General features: G+C 71.8%; 16 protein-coding genes. 12 read left to right on the top strand and 4 right to left on the bottom strand.

The annotated features are described in order from the left end of the window. Positions 1-26: 26 nt before the first annotated feature. The gene (locus AB663_RS01745) at positions 27-989 is read left to right on the top strand and encodes a LacI family DNA-binding transcriptional regulator (RefSeq protein WP_067195069.1); all 963 of its coding nucleotides are present in this window, start codon (positions 27-29) and stop codon (positions 987-989) included. Between the two features lie 49 nt (positions 990-1,038). On the opposite strand, the gene AB663_RS01740 is transcribed toward AB663_RS01745, so the two are convergent. After that, positions 1,039-3,009 carry a DUF2264 domain-containing protein gene (locus tag AB663_RS01740; protein ID WP_083511307.1) on the bottom strand — a complete coding sequence of 657 codons (1,971 nt, stop codon included), beginning with the start codon at positions 3,007-3,009 and terminating at the stop codon, positions 1,039-1,041. Continuing rightward, positions 3,006-4,019 carry a hydroxyacid dehydrogenase gene (locus AB663_RS01735; RefSeq protein ID WP_067195066.1) on the bottom strand — a complete coding sequence of 338 codons (1,014 nt, stop codon included), beginning with the start codon at positions 4,017-4,019 and terminating at the stop codon, positions 3,006-3,008. The genes AB663_RS01740 and AB663_RS01735 overlap by 4 nt, the downstream gene beginning before the upstream one ends. 116 nt (positions 4,020-4,135) lie before the next feature. On the opposite strand from AB663_RS01735, the gene AB663_RS01730 reads away from it, so the two are divergent. Together AB663_RS01730 and AB663_RS01725 are read left to right on the top strand one after the other, a co-directional pair. Next, complete coding sequence (locus AB663_RS01730) at positions 4,136-6,085, top strand: heparinase II/III family protein (protein ID WP_067195063.1); 1,950 nt, start codon at positions 4,136-4,138, stop codon at positions 6,083-6,085. Beyond that, positions 6,082-7,191, top strand: a complete 1,110-nt coding sequence (locus tag AB663_RS01725) for a substrate-binding domain-containing protein (RefSeq protein WP_067195060.1) — start codon at positions 6,082-6,084, stop codon at positions 7,189-7,191. The genes AB663_RS01730 and AB663_RS01725 overlap by 4 nt, the downstream gene beginning before the upstream one ends. A 4-nt stretch (positions 7,192-7,195) precedes the next feature. Here the strand turns inward: AB663_RS01725 and AB663_RS01720 are convergent, their stop codons facing one another. Beyond that, positions 7,196-8,497, bottom strand: a complete 1,302-nt coding sequence (locus AB663_RS01720) for a S8 family peptidase (protein ID WP_232304602.1) — start codon at positions 8,495-8,497, stop codon at positions 7,196-7,198. Positions 8,498-8,697: 200 nt separating this feature from the next. On the opposite strand from AB663_RS01720, the gene AB663_RS01715 reads away from it, so the two are divergent. The 9 genes from AB663_RS01715 to AB663_RS01675 all read left to right on the top strand — a co-directional run bounded on the left by AB663_RS01715 (position 8,698) and on the right by AB663_RS01675 (position 17,959). After that, positions 8,698-9,861, top strand: a complete 1,164-nt coding sequence (locus AB663_RS01715) for a Gfo/Idh/MocA family protein (protein ID WP_067195057.1) — start codon at positions 8,698-8,700, stop codon at positions 9,859-9,861. Further along, positions 9,858-11,081 carry a dihydrodipicolinate synthase family protein gene (locus tag AB663_RS01710; RefSeq protein ID WP_067195054.1) on the top strand — a complete coding sequence of 408 codons (1,224 nt, stop codon included), beginning with the start codon at positions 9,858-9,860 and terminating at the stop codon, positions 11,079-11,081. Before AB663_RS01715 ends, AB663_RS01710 begins: the two co-directional genes overlap by 4 nt. Then, positions 11,078-11,941, top strand: a complete 864-nt coding sequence (locus AB663_RS01705; protein WP_067195048.1) for a sugar phosphate isomerase/epimerase family protein — start codon at positions 11,078-11,080, stop codon at positions 11,939-11,941. Before AB663_RS01710 ends, AB663_RS01705 begins: the two co-directional genes overlap by 4 nt. Positions 11,942-12,019: 78 nt before the next feature. After that, the gene (locus AB663_RS01700; RefSeq protein WP_232304601.1) at positions 12,020-12,754 is read left to right on the top strand and encodes a sugar phosphate isomerase/epimerase family protein; all 735 of its coding nucleotides are present in this window, start codon (positions 12,020-12,022) and stop codon (positions 12,752-12,754) included. A gap of 120 nt (positions 12,755-12,874) precedes the next feature. Further along, complete coding sequence (locus AB663_RS01695; protein WP_067195044.1) at positions 12,875-13,912, top strand: LacI family DNA-binding transcriptional regulator; 1,038 nt, start codon at positions 12,875-12,877, stop codon at positions 13,910-13,912. Then, on the top strand, positions 13,909-15,012 hold the full coding sequence (locus AB663_RS01690; protein WP_067195041.1) for a glycerate kinase: 1,104 nt from the start codon (positions 13,909-13,911) through the stop codon (positions 15,010-15,012). The genes AB663_RS01695 and AB663_RS01690 overlap by 4 nt, the downstream gene beginning before the upstream one ends. A 185-nt stretch (positions 15,013-15,197) precedes the next feature. Next, positions 15,198-16,073, top strand: coding sequence for an ABC transporter permease (locus AB663_RS01685; protein WP_157540815.1), 876 nt, complete (start codon positions 15,198-15,200; stop codon positions 16,071-16,073). A gap of 34 nt (positions 16,074-16,107) precedes the next feature. Further along, complete coding sequence (locus tag AB663_RS01680) at positions 16,108-17,145, top strand: ABC transporter substrate-binding protein (protein ID WP_067195038.1); 1,038 nt, start codon at positions 16,108-16,110, stop codon at positions 17,143-17,145. A gap of 28 nt (positions 17,146-17,173) precedes the next feature. Continuing rightward, the gene (locus tag AB663_RS01675) at positions 17,174-17,959 is read left to right on the top strand and encodes an ABC transporter ATP-binding protein (RefSeq protein WP_067195035.1); all 786 of its coding nucleotides are present in this window, start codon (positions 17,174-17,176) and stop codon (positions 17,957-17,959) included. Between the two features lie 73 nt (positions 17,960-18,032). Here AB663_RS01675 and pgm read toward each other — a convergent pair whose 3' ends face one another. After that, a complete protein-coding gene (gene pgm, locus AB663_RS01670) occupies positions 18,033-19,676 on the bottom strand; it encodes a phosphoglucomutase (alpha-D-glucose-1,6-bisphosphate-dependent) (RefSeq protein WP_067201937.1) in 1,644 nt (547 codons plus the stop codon). Between the last annotated feature and the right edge of the window lie 48 nt (positions 19,677-19,724).

The raw sequence follows: 19,724 nt of genomic DNA, 5'->3' as shown, positions 1-19,724 counted from the left end.
GCCGGAGCGCGAAGAACGGGGAGGACATGGGCCGGGTCTCGATGGCGATGGTCGCAGCGCGCGCCGGCGTGTCAGGGCAGACCGTGTCGCGCGTCGTCAACGACAGCCCCCGTGTCGATCCGGCGACGCGGGCCCGCGTCGAGAAGGCGATGGCGGAGCTGGGCTACCGTCCGCACCGCGCCGCACGAGCCCTGCGCACCGGGCGCTCGCAGACCATCGGCCTCGTCGTCACGACGCTGGCGACGGTCGGCAACTCCCGGATGCTGCAGGCCACGGCCGAAGCGGCGGCCGAGCGGGGGTACGCGCTCACCCTCGTCACCGCGTCGTCCGGCGTGGCCGACGCCTTCGAGCGCCTCGCCGAGCAGGAGGTCGACGGCGCCATCGTGCTCAACGAGGCGTCCGCGCAGGTCTCCGGCGCCGATCGGCCCCCGGGGCTGCGCCTGGTGGTCGTCGACGCGGCCTCGGGTTCGGACTACGCGGTCGTGCACAGCGACCACGCCGGGGGAGCTGCGGCGGCCACGGCGCATCTGCTGTCGCGCGGCCACGGCCTCGTGCACCACCTGGCAGGTCCCGCCGACTCGTTCGCGGCCGCCGAGCGCGAGCGGGGCTGGCGCGAGACCCTCGCGGCGCACGGCGTCGATGCACCAGACCCGGTGCGAGGCGACTGGAGCGCCGAAGCCGGATACCGCGCCGGTCGCGAGTTCGCAGCGGCATCCGCCGTGTTCTGCGCGAACGACCAGATGGCTCTCGGGCTGATGCGCGCCCTCGCGGAGTCTGGCCGTCGCATTCCCGATGAGGTGGCCGTCGTGGGCTTCGACGACGTGCCGGATGCCGCGAACTACCGCCCGCCCCTGACGACGATCCGGCAGGACTTCGCGGCCCTCGCGCAACGCGCCGTGGGAACGCTGGTCGCGGAGATCGAGGGAGCGGATGCCGCCTCCGATGCGGCGGTGGTGCCGACGAACCTCGTCGTGCGCGCGAGCGCCTGACCGGGTCGTCGGCGCAGCGGCGCGGGCGTGCGGTCGCCCCGGAGCGGTGTCACTCGCGCGCGGCGCTCTCCGTGCGTCCCGCCGCCGCGCGCGGCACGAGGGCGCCGGGCTCGACGATCGTGACGGCCCCGTCGGGCCAGTCGATCCGCCACGAGTCTGTCGTCTCGGCGCGGACGGCCGGCGGGTCCGACGCCGCGCCGAGCAGCACGGCGACGACCGCCCAACGGTCTGCCGGCACCGGTGCGGTGATGCGGGGCACGGCTGTGCGCGGGGCGAGGGGTGTCACATCGTCGAGCAGATCCACGCATCCGGATGCCGCGGACAGACCGTGCAGGGCGATGAGCCTGCTGCTGCGCTCTCCGTCGGTGACGCCCGCGCCGCCCGAGACGGCGAGCGTGTCGGACGAGAGCGCCCACCCGCCGATGCGCAGCAGGTCGCCATCGCGGAGCCCCGCGCCGGCGACGCGGACGAAGCGCACCTCCCACGCGCTGCGGACGGCCGACGCGATCTCGACGAGCGGACCGAGCTCGGTGCGCGCCGCCATGGCGCCCACCCCGGTGTCCGGCGCGTCGACGAGCTCCAGGGGCCAGTGGGCGGGCGCGGCGGAGGCGCCGAGCAGCGTGCCGCGATCGTCGCGGAGCTCGCCCACGGCGAAACCGGACCGGTGACTGGGGCGTCCGTCGCGCAGGATCGCGACGGTGCCGTCGACGGGGTGCGCGACGCCGTCGCCCGCGAGCACCGGGGCCGTCGCCGTGGAGTAGCCGAGCTTCGCGTACAGCGGGGCATCGGGCTGCAGGTCTCCCTCGATGCGATGATCCGTGCCGTGGTTGACCACGCGGACGATACCGTCGGATGCCGTGCCCGACACGAGCCAGCCAGGCACGGTCAGCACTCGCGCGACGTCGCCCCGGTCGATCGGCAGCGGAGCCTCGGTCGCGGTCCAGACGGGATGGTCCGCCGGCAGTGCGATGCCCAGCATCCCCTTGGCGGCCCAGTAGGGCGAGCCCGGCCCCGAATAGTCCTGGGCGATCGCTCGCCACGGGCGGTGCCATCCCAGGGGGAGCACGCCCCCGGCATCCGGAGCGCCGCGCTCGACGAAGTGCCGTGCCTGCCCGCTCGCCGCTCGCCGCAGCATCCCGAGGTCGTGCCTGGTGCCGCCCGTGAAGGCGGCTGCCCAGGCGGGGCCCGCCGTGGCGAAGCGGTAGGTGAGGCTGCGCCCCTGGATGAGGGGAGCGCCGTCGGCGCCGATGAGGTGAAGCGCATCGTCGAGGTAGTCGTCGAGCCGTGCGCGGTAGCGGGCGATGCGGGCCGCGTGACGCGGATCGCCTGCCACCATGTCGGCCCAGATCACGGGGTAGAACGGCAGCGCCCAGCCGGAATAGTGGTCGAACGAGCGTCCGGCGCCGTCGGCGATCCAGCCGCCGTCGCGGTCGAACGAGTCGAGCAGGGCGAAGTCCTCTTCTCGGTCGCGGTCCGAGAAGGGGCCGCCGACGTTCTCGAGGAACTGCTCGACGATCAGCCGGAACCACGCCCAGTTGTTCGGCGGGCGGCTGCCGCCGATGAACGAGGCGAGGTAGTCGATGGTCTGCGCCTGCGCGGTCTCGTCGAGCCGCGCCCACACGGCGTCGCGCACGAGGTGGAGCCCGACCGCGAGAGCCGCGGCCTCGACCTTGGCCTGATCGACCTCGTCGGGCCGCGGCCAGCGTTCCGGATGCGCGCGGTCGACGCCGGCCGCGATGGCACGGGCGCATCGCTCGGCGAGGGCCTGCGTGCCGTCGGGGTCTCCTGCGATGCGGAACGCGGCGAGCATGAAGGTGCGGGTGAATCCTTCGAGGCCGTCGACGTGGCTCCCGAATCCGCCCGGTGCGCCGGGGTACCGCACGAGCGCGCCCGACGGGCTCGCGTGCCGTCGCGCACCCTCGAGGACGGTATCGGCCACGGTGAGCCAGTGCGTGCGCGTCCAGCCGGTGTACGGCGACAGGGCGCGGTCGTCTTCGGGGAGGCGGATGCGGGAACTCATGCGATCCACTCCAGTTCCGTCCTGCGTACCGGATGCCGCGGGGGCGCTCCCGCCGCGTACGCCTTGAGCTCGTCGAGGGCGGCGTCCGCGAGGCGCCTCGTCTCGGTGCCCAGCGATCCTGCCAGGTGGGGCGTGATCGCGACGTTGGGCAGCCCACGCAGCTCGGCGTCTCGCGGGAGCGGTTCGGGATCGGTGACGTCGAGGATCGCATCGAGACGGCCCGTGCGGCACTCCGCGAGCAGCGCATCATGGTCGATCAGCGAGCCCCGCGCCGTGTTGATGACGGTCGCACCGTCGGGCAGGGCGGCCAGCTGCGGTGCGGCGATCATGTGCCGGGTGGACGGAAGTGCCGGCGCGTGCAGGGAGAGCACGTCGGACTGCGGCAGCAGGGCCTCCAGTGACACGAGACGCGCTCCGGCGGCCGCGACGGCGTCGGCGTCGGCGAAGGGATCGGCGACGAGCACGTCGAGGCCGTCGAACGGACGCAGCAGCTCGACCACCCGGCGGCCGATGCGCGAGTACCCGACGACGCCGACCGTGCGTCCGAGGTTGCCGACGCGCGGATTCCCCACCGAGCTCTGCCATCCGGCCCCCGTCGTTTCGGGGGCGCGCAGATGCACGAGCGCGCGCTTGCCGGCGAGGAGGATGGCGGCCAGGGTGAACTCGGCGACCGGGACGGCGTTGGCATCGGCGGCGGACGTGAGGAGGATGCCGCGTTCCCACAGGGCGTCCGAGACGTGGGGTCGCACGCTCCCCGCGGCGTGGAAGACGGCGCGCAGCCGCGGCATGCGGGCGAGTCGGGCGGCGTCGAACCGCGGCGCCCCCCACGAGGTGACGAGCACCTCGACCTCGGCGAGCACGTCGTGGAGCGCCGGGTCGTCGACGTCGGAGGCGTGCACGGCCTCGGCGACGTCGGCGAGCGCGGCGAACCGCCGGCGGCGGGGCTCATCGAACAGCAGGGAGTAGGCGTCGTCCGACATCACCGCGAGTGCTCGGGGTCGTGCTGTCATGGCTCACTCCGTCGACGTGGGGATCGGGCGGCCGGTTGCGCTGGGCCGTGTCTCCAGTGAAGACTGTCCGGTCGAACGTAGGCAACGCATTCGAAGTCGAAAGAACATACTCGAACATGAACGAACAAGCCGAGCCGCGCGCGAGCACGCTCATGCGCCGCGGAGCGCTGCGCTCGATCTGGGCGGCGGCCGGCGCACCGGCATCCGTCTCGACGCCGCTCACGCCTCCCTCGTCGGACCGAGCGGCGTGGGATGCGGTCGATCGCGACCTGCGTGCGCTCATCCTCGCGACGGCCGACGCCGTCGCCGGGGAGCGCTGGCCGCAGCCGCTCCTGTCGCAGTGGGCCTCCTATGCGCGCACGGGAGACCGCTCGACCTACGAGAGCGAGGTGTTCGCCCGCAACCTGCGCATCCGTTTCGCGGTGCTCGCCGCCGCCCTCGACCCGGCGCCGCACCGACTCGCCGAGGCGGCCGATGGCCTGTGGCTGCTGTGCGAGCAGACGACGTGGTGCTGGCCCGCCCACGACGACGCGTTCTCGCGCGGTCGCCTCGTTCCCGACCGTCCCGTGCTCGACCTCGGCGCGGGTGAAGAGGCCGCGCTCGCCGCCTGGTCGGCTCTCGTGCTGGGCGACGCGCTCGACGAGTTCTCGCCCGGGCTCACCGAGCGGCTCGCGCGAGAGGCGCGCACGCGCGTGCTCGAACCGTTCGTGCAGCGTCGCGACTGGCCCTGGGAAGGATGGACGGGCCCAGACGGGGGCGACCGCGTGCACAACTGGGCGCCGTGGATCCACGGGAATCTCGTCATCGCAGCGATCGCGTTCGCCGACGACGAGCTGCGTGCTGCCGTGCTCGGGCTGTGCGTCGACGGGATCGACCGCTATCTGGCCCAGCTTCCCGCCGACGGCGCGATCGATGAGGGTTTCGCGTACTGGTGGCAGGGCGCCGCGCGCGCGTTCGACGCCTTGAGCGTGCTCGACGGCCTCACCGGGGGAGCGGTCGCGGCGGCTGTGCGGGGCGGGCCGCTCGTCGGGCTCCGCGAGCTCGCGCGGTTCCCCGAGCGCATGGTGCTGGGCGACGGATGGGTCGCGAGCTTCTCCGACGCCGAGGCGCGGCCCCGAGACGCACTGACGTGGCACGTGCTGTTCCGCGCCGCCCGCCTGTGCGGTCTCGACGAGACGGCGGCGTTCGCGGCGGGGCACCGCGACATGCTGTGCGGTCGCGAGGCGGGCGTGGCCGCAGGACTCGGGCGGATGCTGGCCGAGCTGTTCGACCCGGAATGGCGGCGTGCGGCCGGGCGAGCGGCACCTGCGCCGGCGCGGGTGGAGCTGCGTTCGATCGGCGTCGGTCTGCGACGGGAGCGCGCAGGAGAGGCCACCGGGCTCACGGTCGTCGTGAAGGGCGGCCACAACGGGGAGAACCACAACCACAACGACCTCGGCTCGTTCGCGGTTGCGGTCGACGGCGTGCCGCAGCTCATCGACCTCGGTCGCGCCGCATACACGGCCCAGACGTTCTCCGATGCGCGGTACGAACTCTGGTACGTGCAGAGCGGGTGGCACAGCACACCCTCGCCGTTCGGCCGGGAGCAGAGGGCGGGCGAGCAGTGGAGGGCTTCCGTGGAGCCGCGGGAGGACGGCTGGGACGTCGATCTCGCGCACGCGTATCCCTGGCCGATGCCCGGGGCCGATGGCGGGGCGGCGGAGCCAGGGGTTCCGGATGCCGCGTCGCCGAACGGCGACCTCGCGGTCCCGTGGATGCGCCGCGTACGCCTCCGCGGCGGTCTCGTGACCGTGCGCGACGAGAGTCCGGCGCTCGCGCATCCGGACACGCTCCTCGTCGTCGTATGCGCCGGCGTTCCGGACTCCGGTGACGACGGCATCCGCATACCCGGCCGACACGGTGCCCGCGATCTGCTGCTCGATCACGACCCGGCAGAGGTGCGTGTCGAGACCCGCGATGTGGACGACCCGTTCTTGGCGCACTCGTGGGGAGCGCGCGTGTCGCGCGTGCTGTTCCGCCCGATCGGCGCGCCCGTCGCCTGGGAAGTGCGGGTGAGCGTCGCATGACGAGCCGGGAGCAGCCGCCGACCTTCGGCATCTCGCGGCGCGAGCGGATCATGGACGAACTCCGCCGCTCGGGGTCCGTGCGGGTGGCCGATCTCGCGCGGGACCTCGGGGTGGCCGAGCTGACCATCCGCCGCGACATCGGCGAGCTCGCCGATCGCGGACTCCTGACGCGCGTGCACGGCGGCGCCACGCTGCGCAGCCCCCTCGACACCACGGTCGCACGTGCCGCGCAGGGAGCGCCGCGGTTCCGCGTGGGGATGGTCGTACCGTCGCTGAGCTACTACTGGGCGCAGGTCGTGATCGGTGCACGCGCGAGTGCGGCCGAGCAGGGCGTGCAGCTCGTGCTGCGGGGCGCCAGTTACCTCGCCTCCGACCAGCGCAGGCAGATCACCGCGCTGCTCGAATCGGGGAGCGTGCATGGACTGCTCGTCGCGCCCGAGAACCTCGGACCCGATGGGCACGCCCTGCTGCAGTGGCTGGAATCGCTGCCGCTCCCCGTCGTGCTGATCGAGCGGCGCGCACCGTCGCTTCTCGCCCTCACGTCGATCGAGTGGGTGACGACGGATCACGTGCTCGGCGGGGTGCTTGCAGCGCACCATCTCGCGTCACTCGGGCATCGACGCGTCGGCATCCTCACCTCGTCGCAGTCGCCGACGTCGTGGCAGCTGCGCCGCGGCTGGGCGCAGGCGATCGGCGAACTGGGCCTGACGCCGACCGTGGACCGCAACGTGTCCCTCGACCTGCTCGACGGCCACGACCGCGGCGAGGCGCTGGACGATCTGCTCGACGAGGTGCGGGCGACGGCGACCTCCGCTCTGCTGGTGCACTCCGACCCCCAGGCGCTTCTCGTGCAGCAGCACGCCATCGACCGCGGTTGGTCGCTGCCAGACGAGCTGTCGATCATCGCGTACGACGACGAGGTCGCCGAGAACGGGTCGCCGCCGATCACGGCGCTGCGGCCGCCGAAGCAGCACGTGGGACGCCGGGCGGTCGAGGTGATGGCCGCGCGGCTGGCCGAGGGCGCGCGTCGGCCGGCGGAGAGGGTGCGGCTCGTCCCCGCCCTGCACGTGCGCGGTTCCACCGCGGCGCGAGCCGACGGGACGTAGAGGTTCAGCGGCCGGGGGCCGTCGGTCCACGGCGGCGGGTGGCGAGCACCACGATCAGCACGACGACGCCGATCACGACGAGGACGCCGAGGGCGGCCAGGGCGATCGGCAAGACGGGCAGGCCGGCCAGGGGGCCCGCCCCGGTCTGGCCATCCGCCGCAGACTCGTCGCCAGGGGTGACCGGCTCGAGCGGGTAGGGCCCGAACTCGTCGGAGAACACCCCCTCCTCATACATCGCCGGGGCCGGGATGCCGTCATCGCGGATGAGCGGGTTCTCGTCCGGGAACTGGGTCGGGTCGGTGGCCATCAGACGCGGCACGTCGATCCGCCCCCAGCCCTCCTCGTCGGTGTGCACCGGGTCGGGCTGAGCGTGCGAGGCCGTGTGCACCAGCGACTGCAGCACCTGGTTCGGCGTGGCCTCCGGATACGCCTCCATCACCAGCGCCAACGCGCCGGCCACGAACGGCATCGCCAGCGAGTTGGAGGCGCCGCCGATCATCGGTTCAGACCAGGACAGGTCCTCCCCGGGCTGGTAGGTGAGGAACGAGCCGCCCGGCGCCACGATCGACACCCACGGGCCGACGACGGGGTCATCGCGCTCGCCCTCCGGGCCGAAGTTCTCCACTGACACCACACCGTTGAACTGGTACGCCTGCGGACTGAGCGGATTCGGCGGTCCCGACATCACCGAGTCATTCGGATTGCCCGCGATGACGATCACTCCGGCCTTGATGGCCTGCAGCAGCGCCGTGGCGCTCTCACCGTTCAGAGCGCCCGTGAGGATGAGGATGTCCGCCCCGCTCGCGACGGCGTCCTGCACGATCGACACCATGTAACCCGTCGAGTCATCGGGGCACGGAGTGGTCAGCCACGACTCCCCGCTGTCCGTCTCATCCGTTCCCAGGGAGTACACGAGCACCTCCGCGCCAGGGGCGACGCCCTGGATTCCCGGATTCCCACCGACCGGCTGACCGTTCCCGACGATCACCGTGGAGACGTCCGTGCCATGCCTGCTGCCCGGATCGTCGGAGATCACCTGCACCGGGGTGCCGTCGGGGCAGGCGTCGACTCCGCCCTGGCGGATGTTCGCCCCCACCAGTGCGGGTGCTTCCACGTTCACCGAGCTGTCGACGACGGCGATCGTGACGCCGTCGCCGGTCACCGTGGCCTGTGCCTCGCGCACGCCCGTGTTGTCGTACCACCAGTTGCCCGCCGCAAGGTCCGTCGCGGCGCTGGCCGGGACCGCCGACCCCACCAGCAGCGCACCCGCGATGACCGCCGTCATCCGCTGAATCCCCCGTCTCACGCGATCGAGGTTACCGGACCTCCGGCTTCTCGCCGACGGTCCGAACTCGATCGAGGCATGACGCGACCGAGCCGTGCACCACCCCGCATGTTCGAACCGTACCGATTGCTTGCGGGCTGCGCACGGCCGTGGCATAGTGTGGGAAAGCGTTTACCGATCGCATCCGGCGGATGCGGAGAGACCTCACGAACGGACCACGAATGTCGACGACGACAACCCGCGAGATCGGGATCATCATGAACGGCGTCTCCGGACGCATGGGCTACCGGCAGCACCTGGTGCGCAGCATCCTGGCCATCCGCGACCAGGGCGGCATCGAGCTTCCAGACGGAACCAGGGTCACGGTCAAGCCGATCCTGGTCGGGCGCAACGAGGCGAAGCTCGCCGAGCTGGCCGCCAAGCACGACATCGCGGACTACACCACCGACCTCGACGCGGCGCTCGCCGATCCGCAGTGGGAGATCTACGCCGACTTCCTCGTCACCAAGGCGCGAGCATCCGCCATCCGCAAGGCGATCGCGGCAGGCAAGGCGATCTACACCGAGAAGCCCACCGCCGAGACTCTCGACGAGGCCGTGGAGCTCGCCCGCCTCGCCCAGGAGGCCGGTGTGAAGACCGGCGTGGTGCACGACAAGCTGTACCTGCCCGGCCTGCAGAAGCTCAAGCGGCTCGTCGACTCCGGCTTCTTCGGCCGAGTGCTCTCGGTGCGCGGTGAGTTCGGCTACTGGGTGTTCGAGGGCGACTGGCAGCCCGCGCAGCGGCCGAGCTGGAACTACCGCAGCGAGGACGGCGGCGGCATCATCAGCGACATGTTCCCGCACTGGAACTACGTGCTGGAGAACCTGTTCGGAGCCGTGAAGAGCGTCTACGCGCAGGCCGCCACGCACATCCCGGAGCGCTGGGACGAGAAGGGTGAGCGCTACACCGCGACTGCCGAGGATGCCGCGTACGGCATCTTCGAACTCGAAGGCGGTGTCATCGCCGAGATCAACTCCAGCTGGACTGTCAGAGTCAACCGCGACGAGCTCGTCGAGTTCCAGGTCGACGGCACGCACGGGTCCGCGGTCGTCGGGCTGTTCGGTGCGAAGATCCAGCACCGCAACGCGACGCCGAAGCCGGTGTGGAACCCCGACCTCGAAGACACCCACGACTACGCAGCCGACTGGCAGGACGTTCCGGTCAACGACGTGTTCCTCAACGGCTTCCGTCAGCAGTGGGAGGAGTACCTCACGTCGTACGTGCTCGGGACCGACTACCCCTTCGACCTGCTCGCGGGTGCTCGGGGTGTGCAGTTCGCCGAGGCCGGCCTGCGGTCCAGCGCCGAGGGTCGCAAGATCGCCATCGAGCCGCTTTCCCTCGCATGAGCACGCTCCGACTTCTCGACGCCGCGGGTGCGGTCACGGATGCCGTGCTGAACGACGGCGGCGGCTACTCGCGCCCGGCATCCGCTCTGCAGAGCCGAGTCGCGTACGCCGCCGCGCACGTCGTGCCCAAGGCGTTCGCCGACAACACCCCCGGCCAGCCGGCCGACATCGACTGGGACTCGACCCTGGCGTTCCGCCGCAACGTGTACTCCTGGGGCCTCGGCGTCGCCGACGCCATGGACACGGCGCAGCGGAACATGGGACTCGACGCCGCGGCGACGCGCGAGCTCATCGCCCGCAGCGCCGAGGTCGCTCGCGAGGAGGGCGGTTCGGTCGTGGTCGGCGTCAACACCGATCACGTCGCCGACCCGCATATCTCGCTGGATGCCGTCATCGATGCCTACAAGGAGCAGCTGCACTTCACCGAGGAGCAGGGGGCCGGGCCGGTGCTCATGGCGTCGCGTCACCTCGCCCGTGCCGCGACGAGCGCCGACGACTATCGCCGCGTCTATCGGGCGGTGCTCGAGTCGGCCACCGTGCCGGTCGTGCTGCACTGGCTCGGCACGGCCTTCGACCCCGAGCTGCGGGGCTACTTCACTTCGGCTCCGCTCGGTACGAGCGGCGAGCCGGACGACTGGCAGACGGCATCCGCTGTCCTCCTCGACATCATCGGCGAGAACCCGGGCAAAGTCGCGGGCGTGAAGATGAGCCTGCTGAACGCGGAGGCGGAGATCTCCGTGCGGTCGCGGCTGCCGGAAGGCGTGCGCATGTTCACGGGCGACGACTTCAACTACGTCTCGCTCATCGGCGGCGGTGAGAATCCGGTCGCCGAGAGCGGCGGTGCAGCCGCGGGGTCGACGTACTCGGATGCGCTGCTCGGCGCCTTCGCCGCCATCACCCCCGTCGCGTCGGCGGCGATCCAGGCCCTGGATGCCGGCGATCGAGACGCGTACCGGCGCATCCTCGGGCCGACCGAGGAGCTCAGTCGCCAGGTGTTCGCGGCACCCACCTTCTACTACAAGACGGGCGTCGCCTTCCTCTCCTGGCTCAACGGTCATCAGCCCGCGTTCCAGATGGTCGGGGGGCTGCACTCGGCCAGGAGCCTGCCGCACCTGAGCCGCATCGTCGAACTGGCGAACGCGTCGCTCGCGCTGGAGCAGCCGGAGCTCGCGCGCGACCGGTGGCACGCGATGCTGAGACTGAACGGAGTGGACGCATGAGCGCCGACCCCCGCCTGTCGCTCAACCAGGCCACCGTCAAGCACGCCGACCTCGCCACGGCGCTGCGGGTCACGGCGGATGCCGGCATCCAGGCCATCGGACTGTGGCGCGAGCCGGTGAACGAGGTCGGCCTCGACGTCGCCGCGCGGATGCTGGCGGACTCGGGGCTGCGGTTCTCGACGCACTGCCGCGGCGGCTTCTTCACGCTGCCCGAGGGACAGGCCAGGGTCGCTGCGCTCGACGACAATCGCCGTGCCATCGACGAGACCGCGGTGCTGTCGGCCGCCGGAGCGCCGGGATCGACGGCGGTGCTCGTACTGGTCGCCGGCGGACTCCCCGAGGGGTCGCGCGACCTCGTCGGCGCCAGGGAGCGCGTGCGTGATGCGATCGGGGAGCTGGCGCCGCATGCGCGCGACGCCGGAGTGACACTCGCGATCGAGCCGCTGCATCCGATGTACGCCTCCGACCGCGCCGTCGTGTCGACGCTCGGTCAGGCGCTCGACATCGCGGCGGACTTCGACGCAGCGGTGGTGGGGGTCGCGGTCGACACGTTCCATGTCTGGTGGGATCCGCAGGTGCTCGGGCAGATCGCCCGTGCCGGGAGCGAGGGCCGCATCGCGACGTATCAGGTGTGCGACTGGAAGACGCCGCTGCCGGAGGACGTGCTGCTCGCCCGCCACTACCCGGGGGAGGGCGTGATCGACTTCGGCTCGCTGACCGAGGCCGTCGTCGCGACGGGGTACGACCGCGACATCGAGGTGGAGATCTTCCACGCCGACGTGTGGGCGGATGCTCCGGCCCGGGTCGCCCGCCGGACCGCCGAGGCCTTCGCCGCCGCCGTCTCCCCGTTCCTCCCCTGATCCGCCCGCGACGTGGGGAGGGGGAGACGGGGGTGAGAGGATGGAGAGATCATGAGGATGCGGCCAGGGCTCTGCTCCGTGACCTTCCGCGCACTGGCACCCGAGCGCATCGTCGCGCTCGCCGCGGATGCCGGACTGGCGGTGATCGAGTGGGGCGGCGACGTGCACGTCCCTCCGGGCGACACGGCGACGGCCGCCCGCGTCGCCCGGCTGACCGCGGATGCCGGCCTGTCGTGCTGCTCGTACGGCTCGTACTTCCGCGCCGGCGCGGAGGAGGAGCTCACCCCGGTGCTCGACAGCGCTGAGGCCCTCGGCGTCGACCGCGTGCGCGTGTGGGCAGGGTCGGTCGACGCGGCGGAGGCGACGGATGCCGACTGGACGCAGACCGTCGACCGGCTGCGCGCCGCGGCGACCGAGGCGGGGGAGCGCGGCATCGGCCTCGCGCTGGAGTTCCATTCGAATACTCTCGCCGCGACCGCGCCGTCGACGCTGCGCCTGCTCGCCGAGGTGGGCAGCCCCGCGCTCACGACCTATTGGCAGCCGACCGTCGCCGCGAGCGTCGACCACGTCATCGGGGAGTACCGCGCCCTCGCGCCGCGGGTCAGCGCCGCGCACGTGTTCTCGTGGTGGCCCGCGACGGAGCGGCTGCCGTTGCGCGCCCGAGACGCTCTCTGGGCGCGTTTCTTCGCCGAGGCTCGCGCCGCGGAGCATCCGCCCCGCGACGCGCTGCTCGAGTTCGTCCCGGGCGACGACCCCGGCGCGCTCGCGGCGGAGGCCGCCACGCTGCGCGGCTACCTCGGGGACGCCCCGTGATCCGCCGCCTTCGCCGCACGGATCCCGCCTTCGCCGCACGGATCCCGCCGGCGACCCCGGATCCGCCGCCCTCCGCGCCCGGGATCCCGCCCTCGCCGCGCGGATGGGTAGGCTCTGCGCATGACGGCTGAAGAGCATCGGCGCTCCGGACGCGCCTCGACCCCGACGCTGCACGACGTGGCGCGCGTCGCCGGCGTCTCGCTCGCGACGGCATCCCGGGTGTTGAACGGCTCTGAGCGCAAGGTCGCCGAGTCGTACCGGGAGCGCGTGGAGCAGGCAGCGGCGGCGCTCGGGTACACCGCGAACATCTCGGCTCAGGCGATCGCGCGCGGCACGTCGCCGGTCATCGCCCTGCTCGTGGCGGACATCGCCGACCCGTACTTCGGCCTGATCGCGTCGGGCGTCGCCCGCGGGGCCGATGAGCACGGCCTCGTCGTCACGGTCGCGATCACCGAGCGCGACCCCGGCCGCGAGGCGCGGATCCTGCACGCGCTGCGGGGGCAGCGACCGCAGGGTGTGATCCTCGCCGCGTCGCGGTCGGGTGAGGCCGACAGCGCGGCTCTCGACGAGCTCGCCGCCTTCCCCCGCCTGGGCGCACGCACCGTCACCTTCGGCCCAGGCGGAGGGCGCAGCGTGCAGATCGACAACCGCGGCGGCGCCGAGAGCCTCGGGCGGGAGATGGCGGCCCTCGGGTATCGCCGGGCCATCGCGCTCGGCGCAGCGTCGGGAGTGCGGACCTCGGATGACCGCCTCGGCGGATTCGAGGCGGGTTTCGCGACGGGGGGCGGCGTCGTCGAGCGCACGTACCGCGGCGGGTTCGCCCGGGAGTCGGGCGCGGAGTGCATGGCTGCGGCGCTGACCGACGGCGTCGAGCCGGGGATGCTGGTGTTCGCGCTCAGTGACGTGGTGGCCATCGGGGCGATGACCGCGATCCGCGACGCGGGCCGCGAGGTGGGGGCCGACGTCGCGGTGTGCGGCTTCGACGACGTGCCGGTGAGCCGCGACGTCACACCGCAGCTCACCACCGTGCGCGTGCCGCTGAGCGACCTCGGTTACGCCGCGTTCCGTGCGACGGTCGACGACGACTGGACGCAGCCGCCGACGGCGCTGGAGGTCGTCGTCCGGGACAGCACGCCGCGTCGCGGGGTGCCGGAGTGAGCAGGCCACGCCGGATCGTGCTCGCCCCGGACAGCTTCAAGGGCACGATCACGGCGGCGGATGCGGCATCCGCGCTCGCCGCCGGCTGGGGCGAGGGTGCGCAGTTCGTCATGCGGCCGATGGCGGATGGCGGAGAGGGGACGATAGCGGCGTTCGCAGCGGCCGTTCCCGACGCCACGCGGATGCCGGTCACCGTCGAGGGGCCGGCCGGTCGACCGGTGGAGACGGCATGGCTGCTCCTCCCGCCGACGGATGATGCTCCGCGCGGCTCGGCGGTCGTCGACCTGGCGTCGACCTCGGGGATCGAGCTGCTCGATCGGCTGCGCCCGTTCGACGCGGACACCACGGGGTTCGGGCAGGCCATCGCGGCAGCCCTCGACCACGGGGTCTCCCGGCTCGTGCTCGGCATCGGATCGAGCGCCTCGACCGACGGCGGAACCGGGATGCTCCGCGCGCTGGGCGCCCGGTTCTCGGATGCCGCGGGAGCCGCGGTGGCGGCGGGAGCGCGCGGTCTGCCCCTCATCGCCCGCGCCGACCTCAGCGACCTGCGCCCTGCGCCGGAGACGCGCGTGCTCACCGACGTGACGAACCCGCTCACGGGACCCCGCGGCGCTGCGGAGGTGTTCGGCCCGCAGAAGGGGCTCACGGACGCCGCGGATCGGGGCCGCGTCGACGCGGCGCTCTCCGCGCTCGCCGACCTGCTCGGTCTCGATCCGTCGACTCCCGGGGCGGGCGCGGCAGGTGGCGTCGGCGGTGCCCTCGTCGCGTGGGGAGCGCAGCTGCTCCCCGGAGCACGGGAGGTGGCCCGGCTGGTGGGCCTCGCGGATGCCATCGCCGGCGCCGATCTCGTGATCACGGGGGAGGGGTCGTACGACGGGCAGTCGGGGGACGGCAAGGTGCCCTCGTTCGTCGCCGGCCTGGCAGCGGATGCCGGAGTGCCTGCGGCCGTCGTGGCCGGCCGCATCACGGCGGATGCCGACACGTCGCTTTTCGCGGCGCACGTGTCGCTCACCGAGCTGGCCGGATCGTCTGCTGCCGCGCTCGCCGATCCCGCTCGCTGGCTGAGGGTGGCGGCGGACGAGCTCTCGCGCACCCTCTGACGCGAGCCCGCACGGCCCGCCGAGACAGCGTCGAGCCGCCCGGCCGACGGCGGAGGACTCCGGCCCCTCGGCTGTCGGGGCGGGGTGCATTGACACGATGCGAGCGGGCGACATACACTCGCATCATTCCTTCGGAATACGCTTTCCCATCCGTGGAGCCCAGGACGACGATGTCGAGGTACCCCATGTCACAGACCCAGAACGCGAGGTCGCAGACCGAGAGCGCGACGATGTCGCTGGCGGTCGCACAGCAGCATTCCCCCGAGCCGAACGCGTTCGTCCGCTGGTGGACGCACAACTGGCATCCGATCGTCTTCGTGGTCGTGGTGCTCGTGGTCTGGTGGGCCGTCACCGCCCTCGGCCTGGTGCAGCCCTACATCATCCCCTCGCCCGCCGACACGTGGGCCGCGTTCGCGGACAACTCGGCCTACCTCGCGCAGAACACCTGGGTGACCACGTACGAGACGCTCGTCGGTTTCGCGATCGCCGTGGTCATCGGGCTGTTCGTGGCCGTCGTCATGGTGTACAGCCGCGGCCTCGAGCAGACCCTGTACCCGGTCATCCTGTTCGCGCAGGTGATCCCGAAGATCGCCATCGCCCCGCTGTTCATCGTCTGGCTCGGCTTCGGGATGGGGCCCAAGATCCTCGTCGCCGTGCTCATGGCGTTCTTCCCCGTTGTCATCTCGGGCCTCGCCGGCCTGCGGTCGGTCGACCCCGAGATCCTGCAGCTGACCTCCACCATGGGTGCGGGCCGGATCAAGACCTTCCTCAAGGTGCGCCTCCCCGCAGCGCTCCCCGAGCTGCTGTCTGGCCTCAAGGTCGCGGCGACGCTGGCGGTCACGGGCGCGGTCGTCGGCGAGTTCGTCGGCGCGAACGAGGGTCTCGGCTACGTCATCCTGCAGGCGAACGGGAACCTCGACACCGCGATGCTGTTCGCGGCGCTCATCATCATGTCGCTCATGGGGGTGCTGCTGTTCGCAGTCATCCAGATCGCCGAGCGATTCCTCATCCCCTGGCACGCGTCCAAGCGCGATGTCGGCGCCGCCACCGTGCGGCTCTGACGCCACCCGACCTTCCCAACACATTGGAGCACTGATGAAGAAGTCAGCATCCGTCCTCGGCATCGCAGCCATCGTCACGGCCACGGCACTCGCCCTCTCGGGCTGCGGCGGCTCCGCCCCGGAGAGCGACGGAGGGGCGAAGGGCGACGACGGGCAGCTCACCGACGTCACCCTGATGCTCAACTGGTACCCGTACGGCGAACACGCCCCGTTCTACTACGGCGTCGAGCAGGGCATCTTCGAGGACCACGGCATCAACCTCACGATCAAGGCCGGTCAGGGATCCACGAAGACCGCACAGGCCGTCGGCCAGAAGCAGGTCGACTTCGGCTGGGCTGACACGCCGGCCGTGCTCGCCAACATCGACAAGGGCGTGGCGATCAAGAGCGTGGGCGTCTTCCTGCAGACCACGCCGTCCGCCGTGCAGGTGTTCGCGGACTCGGGCATCGAGGACCCCAAGGACCTCAAGGGCAAGACGATCGCCGTCTCCGCCGGCGACGCGCCGACGACGACCTTCCCGATGTACCTCGAGGCCGTCGGCCTGGAGGAATCCGACGTCAACCAGCAGAACCTCGACCCTGCGGGCAAGATCGCCGCGGTGCTCTCCGGTCAGGTCGACGGACTCATCGGGTTCGCCCACGACCAGGGGCCCACCATCGCGGCCAAGAGCGGCAAGGACATGCGCTACCTGCGCTACTCCGACGCCGGCCTGAACTTCTTCAGTAACGGGCTGATCGCCAACGAGGAGACGATCGAGAACGACCCGGAGCTGGTGAAGGAGATGGTCGCTGCGACGAGCGAGGCGTTCGCCGCAGCGCAGGAGGATCCAGAGGCCGCCGTCGCCGCCATGGACGGCAAGGACCCGCAGATGCCCGCCGAGGACGTGCTGCTGGATCAGTGGCAGGAGACGATCAAGCTGCTCAGCACGGCGAACACCGAGGGCAAGGCGCCGGGCACCAACGACACCGCCGACTGGCAGGCGACCCTCGACGTGCTCTCCCAGGCCGGGCTGATCTCCGGCGAAGGCACGGTCGAGACCTATTACGACGCATCCTTCGCCCCCGGCGAGTGATCCCCCTCGACGCAGAAGGAACAGCCTCATGAGCGACACACTGACCCGCACCGCGCTGGAGATCTCGGACGTCTCGATCACCTTCGCCTCGAAACGGCGGCAGGTGACCGCGCTGGAGGGCGTCGACCTCGACGTCCGCGAGGGCGAGTTCATCACGATCGCCGGACCCTCCGGATGCGGCAAGTCGACGCTGCTGAAGGCGGTCGCCGGACTCACGATCCCCAGTGCCGGACGCATCCGCCTCAACGGCGAGGATGTCACGGGGCCGCGTCAGGACATCGGCTTCGTCTTCCAGCGCGCCGCCCTGCTGGAGTGGCGCACCGTGCGGGGCAACATCCTGCTGCAGGCCGAGATGCGCGGCATGGACATGAAGAGGGCGCAGGAGCGAACAGACGAGCTCATCGAGATGACCGGGCTCACGGGCTTCGAGAAGGCGCTCCCGCACGAGCTCTCCGGCGGGATGCAGCAGCGGGTGTCGCTGTGCCGCGCGCTGTTGCACGAACCGCGCGTGCTGCTCATGGACGAGCCGTTCGGAGCTCTCGACGCGCTGACCCGAGAGCGGATGAACGTCGAGCTGAACCGCATCTGGGCGCGCACCGGCACGACCGTGCTGCTCGTCACCCACTCGGTGGCCGAGGCGGTGTACCTGGCCAGCCGCGTGATCGTGATGAGCCCGCGGCCGGGGCGGATCCTCGAAGAGCATTCGGTCGACCTGCCGGCCGAGCGCGGCTACGCCGAGGTGCTCGAGACCCCGGAATTCCACCGCATCTCCAGCCGCGTGCGCGAGCTGCTGGGGTCCCCCGGCGGAGACTGACGCACCCACGGCGAAGGCCCCCGACGACCGCGAGAACACGCTCTCGGTCGTCGGGGGCCTTCCTGCGTCGCGCTCAGCCGCCGAGGGCTGCGGAGACGACGCCGCGCGCCTCCTCCTGCACCTGCGCCAGGTGCTCGGGGCCGAGAAGGCTCTCGGCGTACAGCTTGTAGACGTCCTCCGTGCCCGAGGGGCGCGCGGCGAACCACGCGTGCTCGGTCTGCACCTTCAGGCCGCCGATGGCCGCCCCGTTGCCCGGCGCGTGCGACAGCTTCGCCGTGATCTCCTCGCCCGCGAGCGTCGTCGCGCCGACGGCATCTGGAGCCAGCTTCGACAGGGCCGACTTCTGCTCCGGCGATGCGGGCGCGTCGACCCGCTGATACGCGGAGGATCCGAAGGCCTCCTCGAGCTCGCGGTAGCGCTCCGACGGCGTCTTGCCCGTGACCGCGATGATCTCGGCGGCCAGCAGGCAGAGCAGGATGCCGTCTTTGTCGGTCGACCACACGCCGCCGTCCATCCGGAGGAACGACGCTCCGGCCGACTCCTCGCCGCCGAACGCGACGGAGCCGTCGAGCAGGCCGGGCACGAACCACTTGAACCCGACGGGAACCTCCAGCAGGCGGCGACCAAGCGACTCGGCCACGCGGTCGATGATCATCGACGACACGAGAGTCTTGCCGATCGCGGCGTCGCGCGGCCACTGGGAGCGGTGCGAGAACAGGTAGTCGATCGCGACGGCCAGGTAGTGGTTCGGGTTCATGAGGCCGGCATCCGGCGTCACGATGCCGTGGCGGTCGGCATCTGCGTCGTTGCCGGTCAGCACGTCGAAGTCGCCCTTCTTCGCGACGAGCGACGCCATGGCGCTGGGCGACGACGGGTCCATGCGGATCTTCTCGTCCCAGTCGAGGGTCATGAACCGCCAGGTGGGGTCGACCTCGGGGTTCACCACGGTGAGGTCGAGCCCGTGCATCTCGGCGATGAGCGCCCAGTAGTCGACGGATGCTCCGCCCAGGGGGTCGGCGCCGATGCGCACGCCCGCGCGCTTGATCGCCTCGAGGTCGATGATCGAGGGGAGGTCGCGCACGTAGGCGTCGCGGAAGTCGTAGGTGCCGAGAGTGTCGGCGTCGATGTCGGCGAACCGCACGCGCTTGACGTCGGCGAGGCCGCCGCGGATCAGCTCGTTCGCGCGGTCGGCGATCCACCCGGTCGCGTCGGTGTCGGCGGGGCCGCCGTGCGGGGGGTTGTACTTGAAGCCCCCGTCGCGCGGCGGGTTGTGGCTGGGCGTGACGACGATGCCGTCGGCCTGACCTGTGGTCGACGTGTCGGTGCGACGGTTGTGCGTGAGGATGGCGTGGCTGAGTGCGGGGGTCGGCACCCACGAGTCACGGGCGTCGACGCGGACGTCGACGCCGTTGGCCACGAGCACCTCGATCGCGCTGCGCTCGGCGGGCAGCGACAGCGCGTGCGTGTCGCGACCGAGGAAGAGCGGCCCGGTGATGCCCTGGCTCGTGCGGTAGTCGACGATCGCCTGCGTGGTGGCGAGGATGTGGTTCTCGTTGAAGCTCTTCGACAGCGCGGACCCGCGGTGACCGCTGGTGCCGAACACCACGCGTTCGGCCGCCACGTCGGGATCGGGCACGAGGTCGTAGTAGGCGGCGATCAGCTCGTCGACGTCGATGAGGTCACTTTCCTCCGCGGGGAGGCCGGCACGGCTCGTCATGCAGACAGTCTGCACCGATGCGGCGGATCTCGCACATCCTGTTCCGCT

The sequence above is a fragment of the Microbacterium sp. XT11 genome (genome assembly GCF_001513675.1).
Lineage (GTDB): Bacteria > Actinomycetota > Actinomycetes > Actinomycetales > Microbacteriaceae > Microbacterium.
Note: the sequence above shows the minus strand (reverse complement) of the source record. Positions and strands in the feature narration are given on the sequence as shown.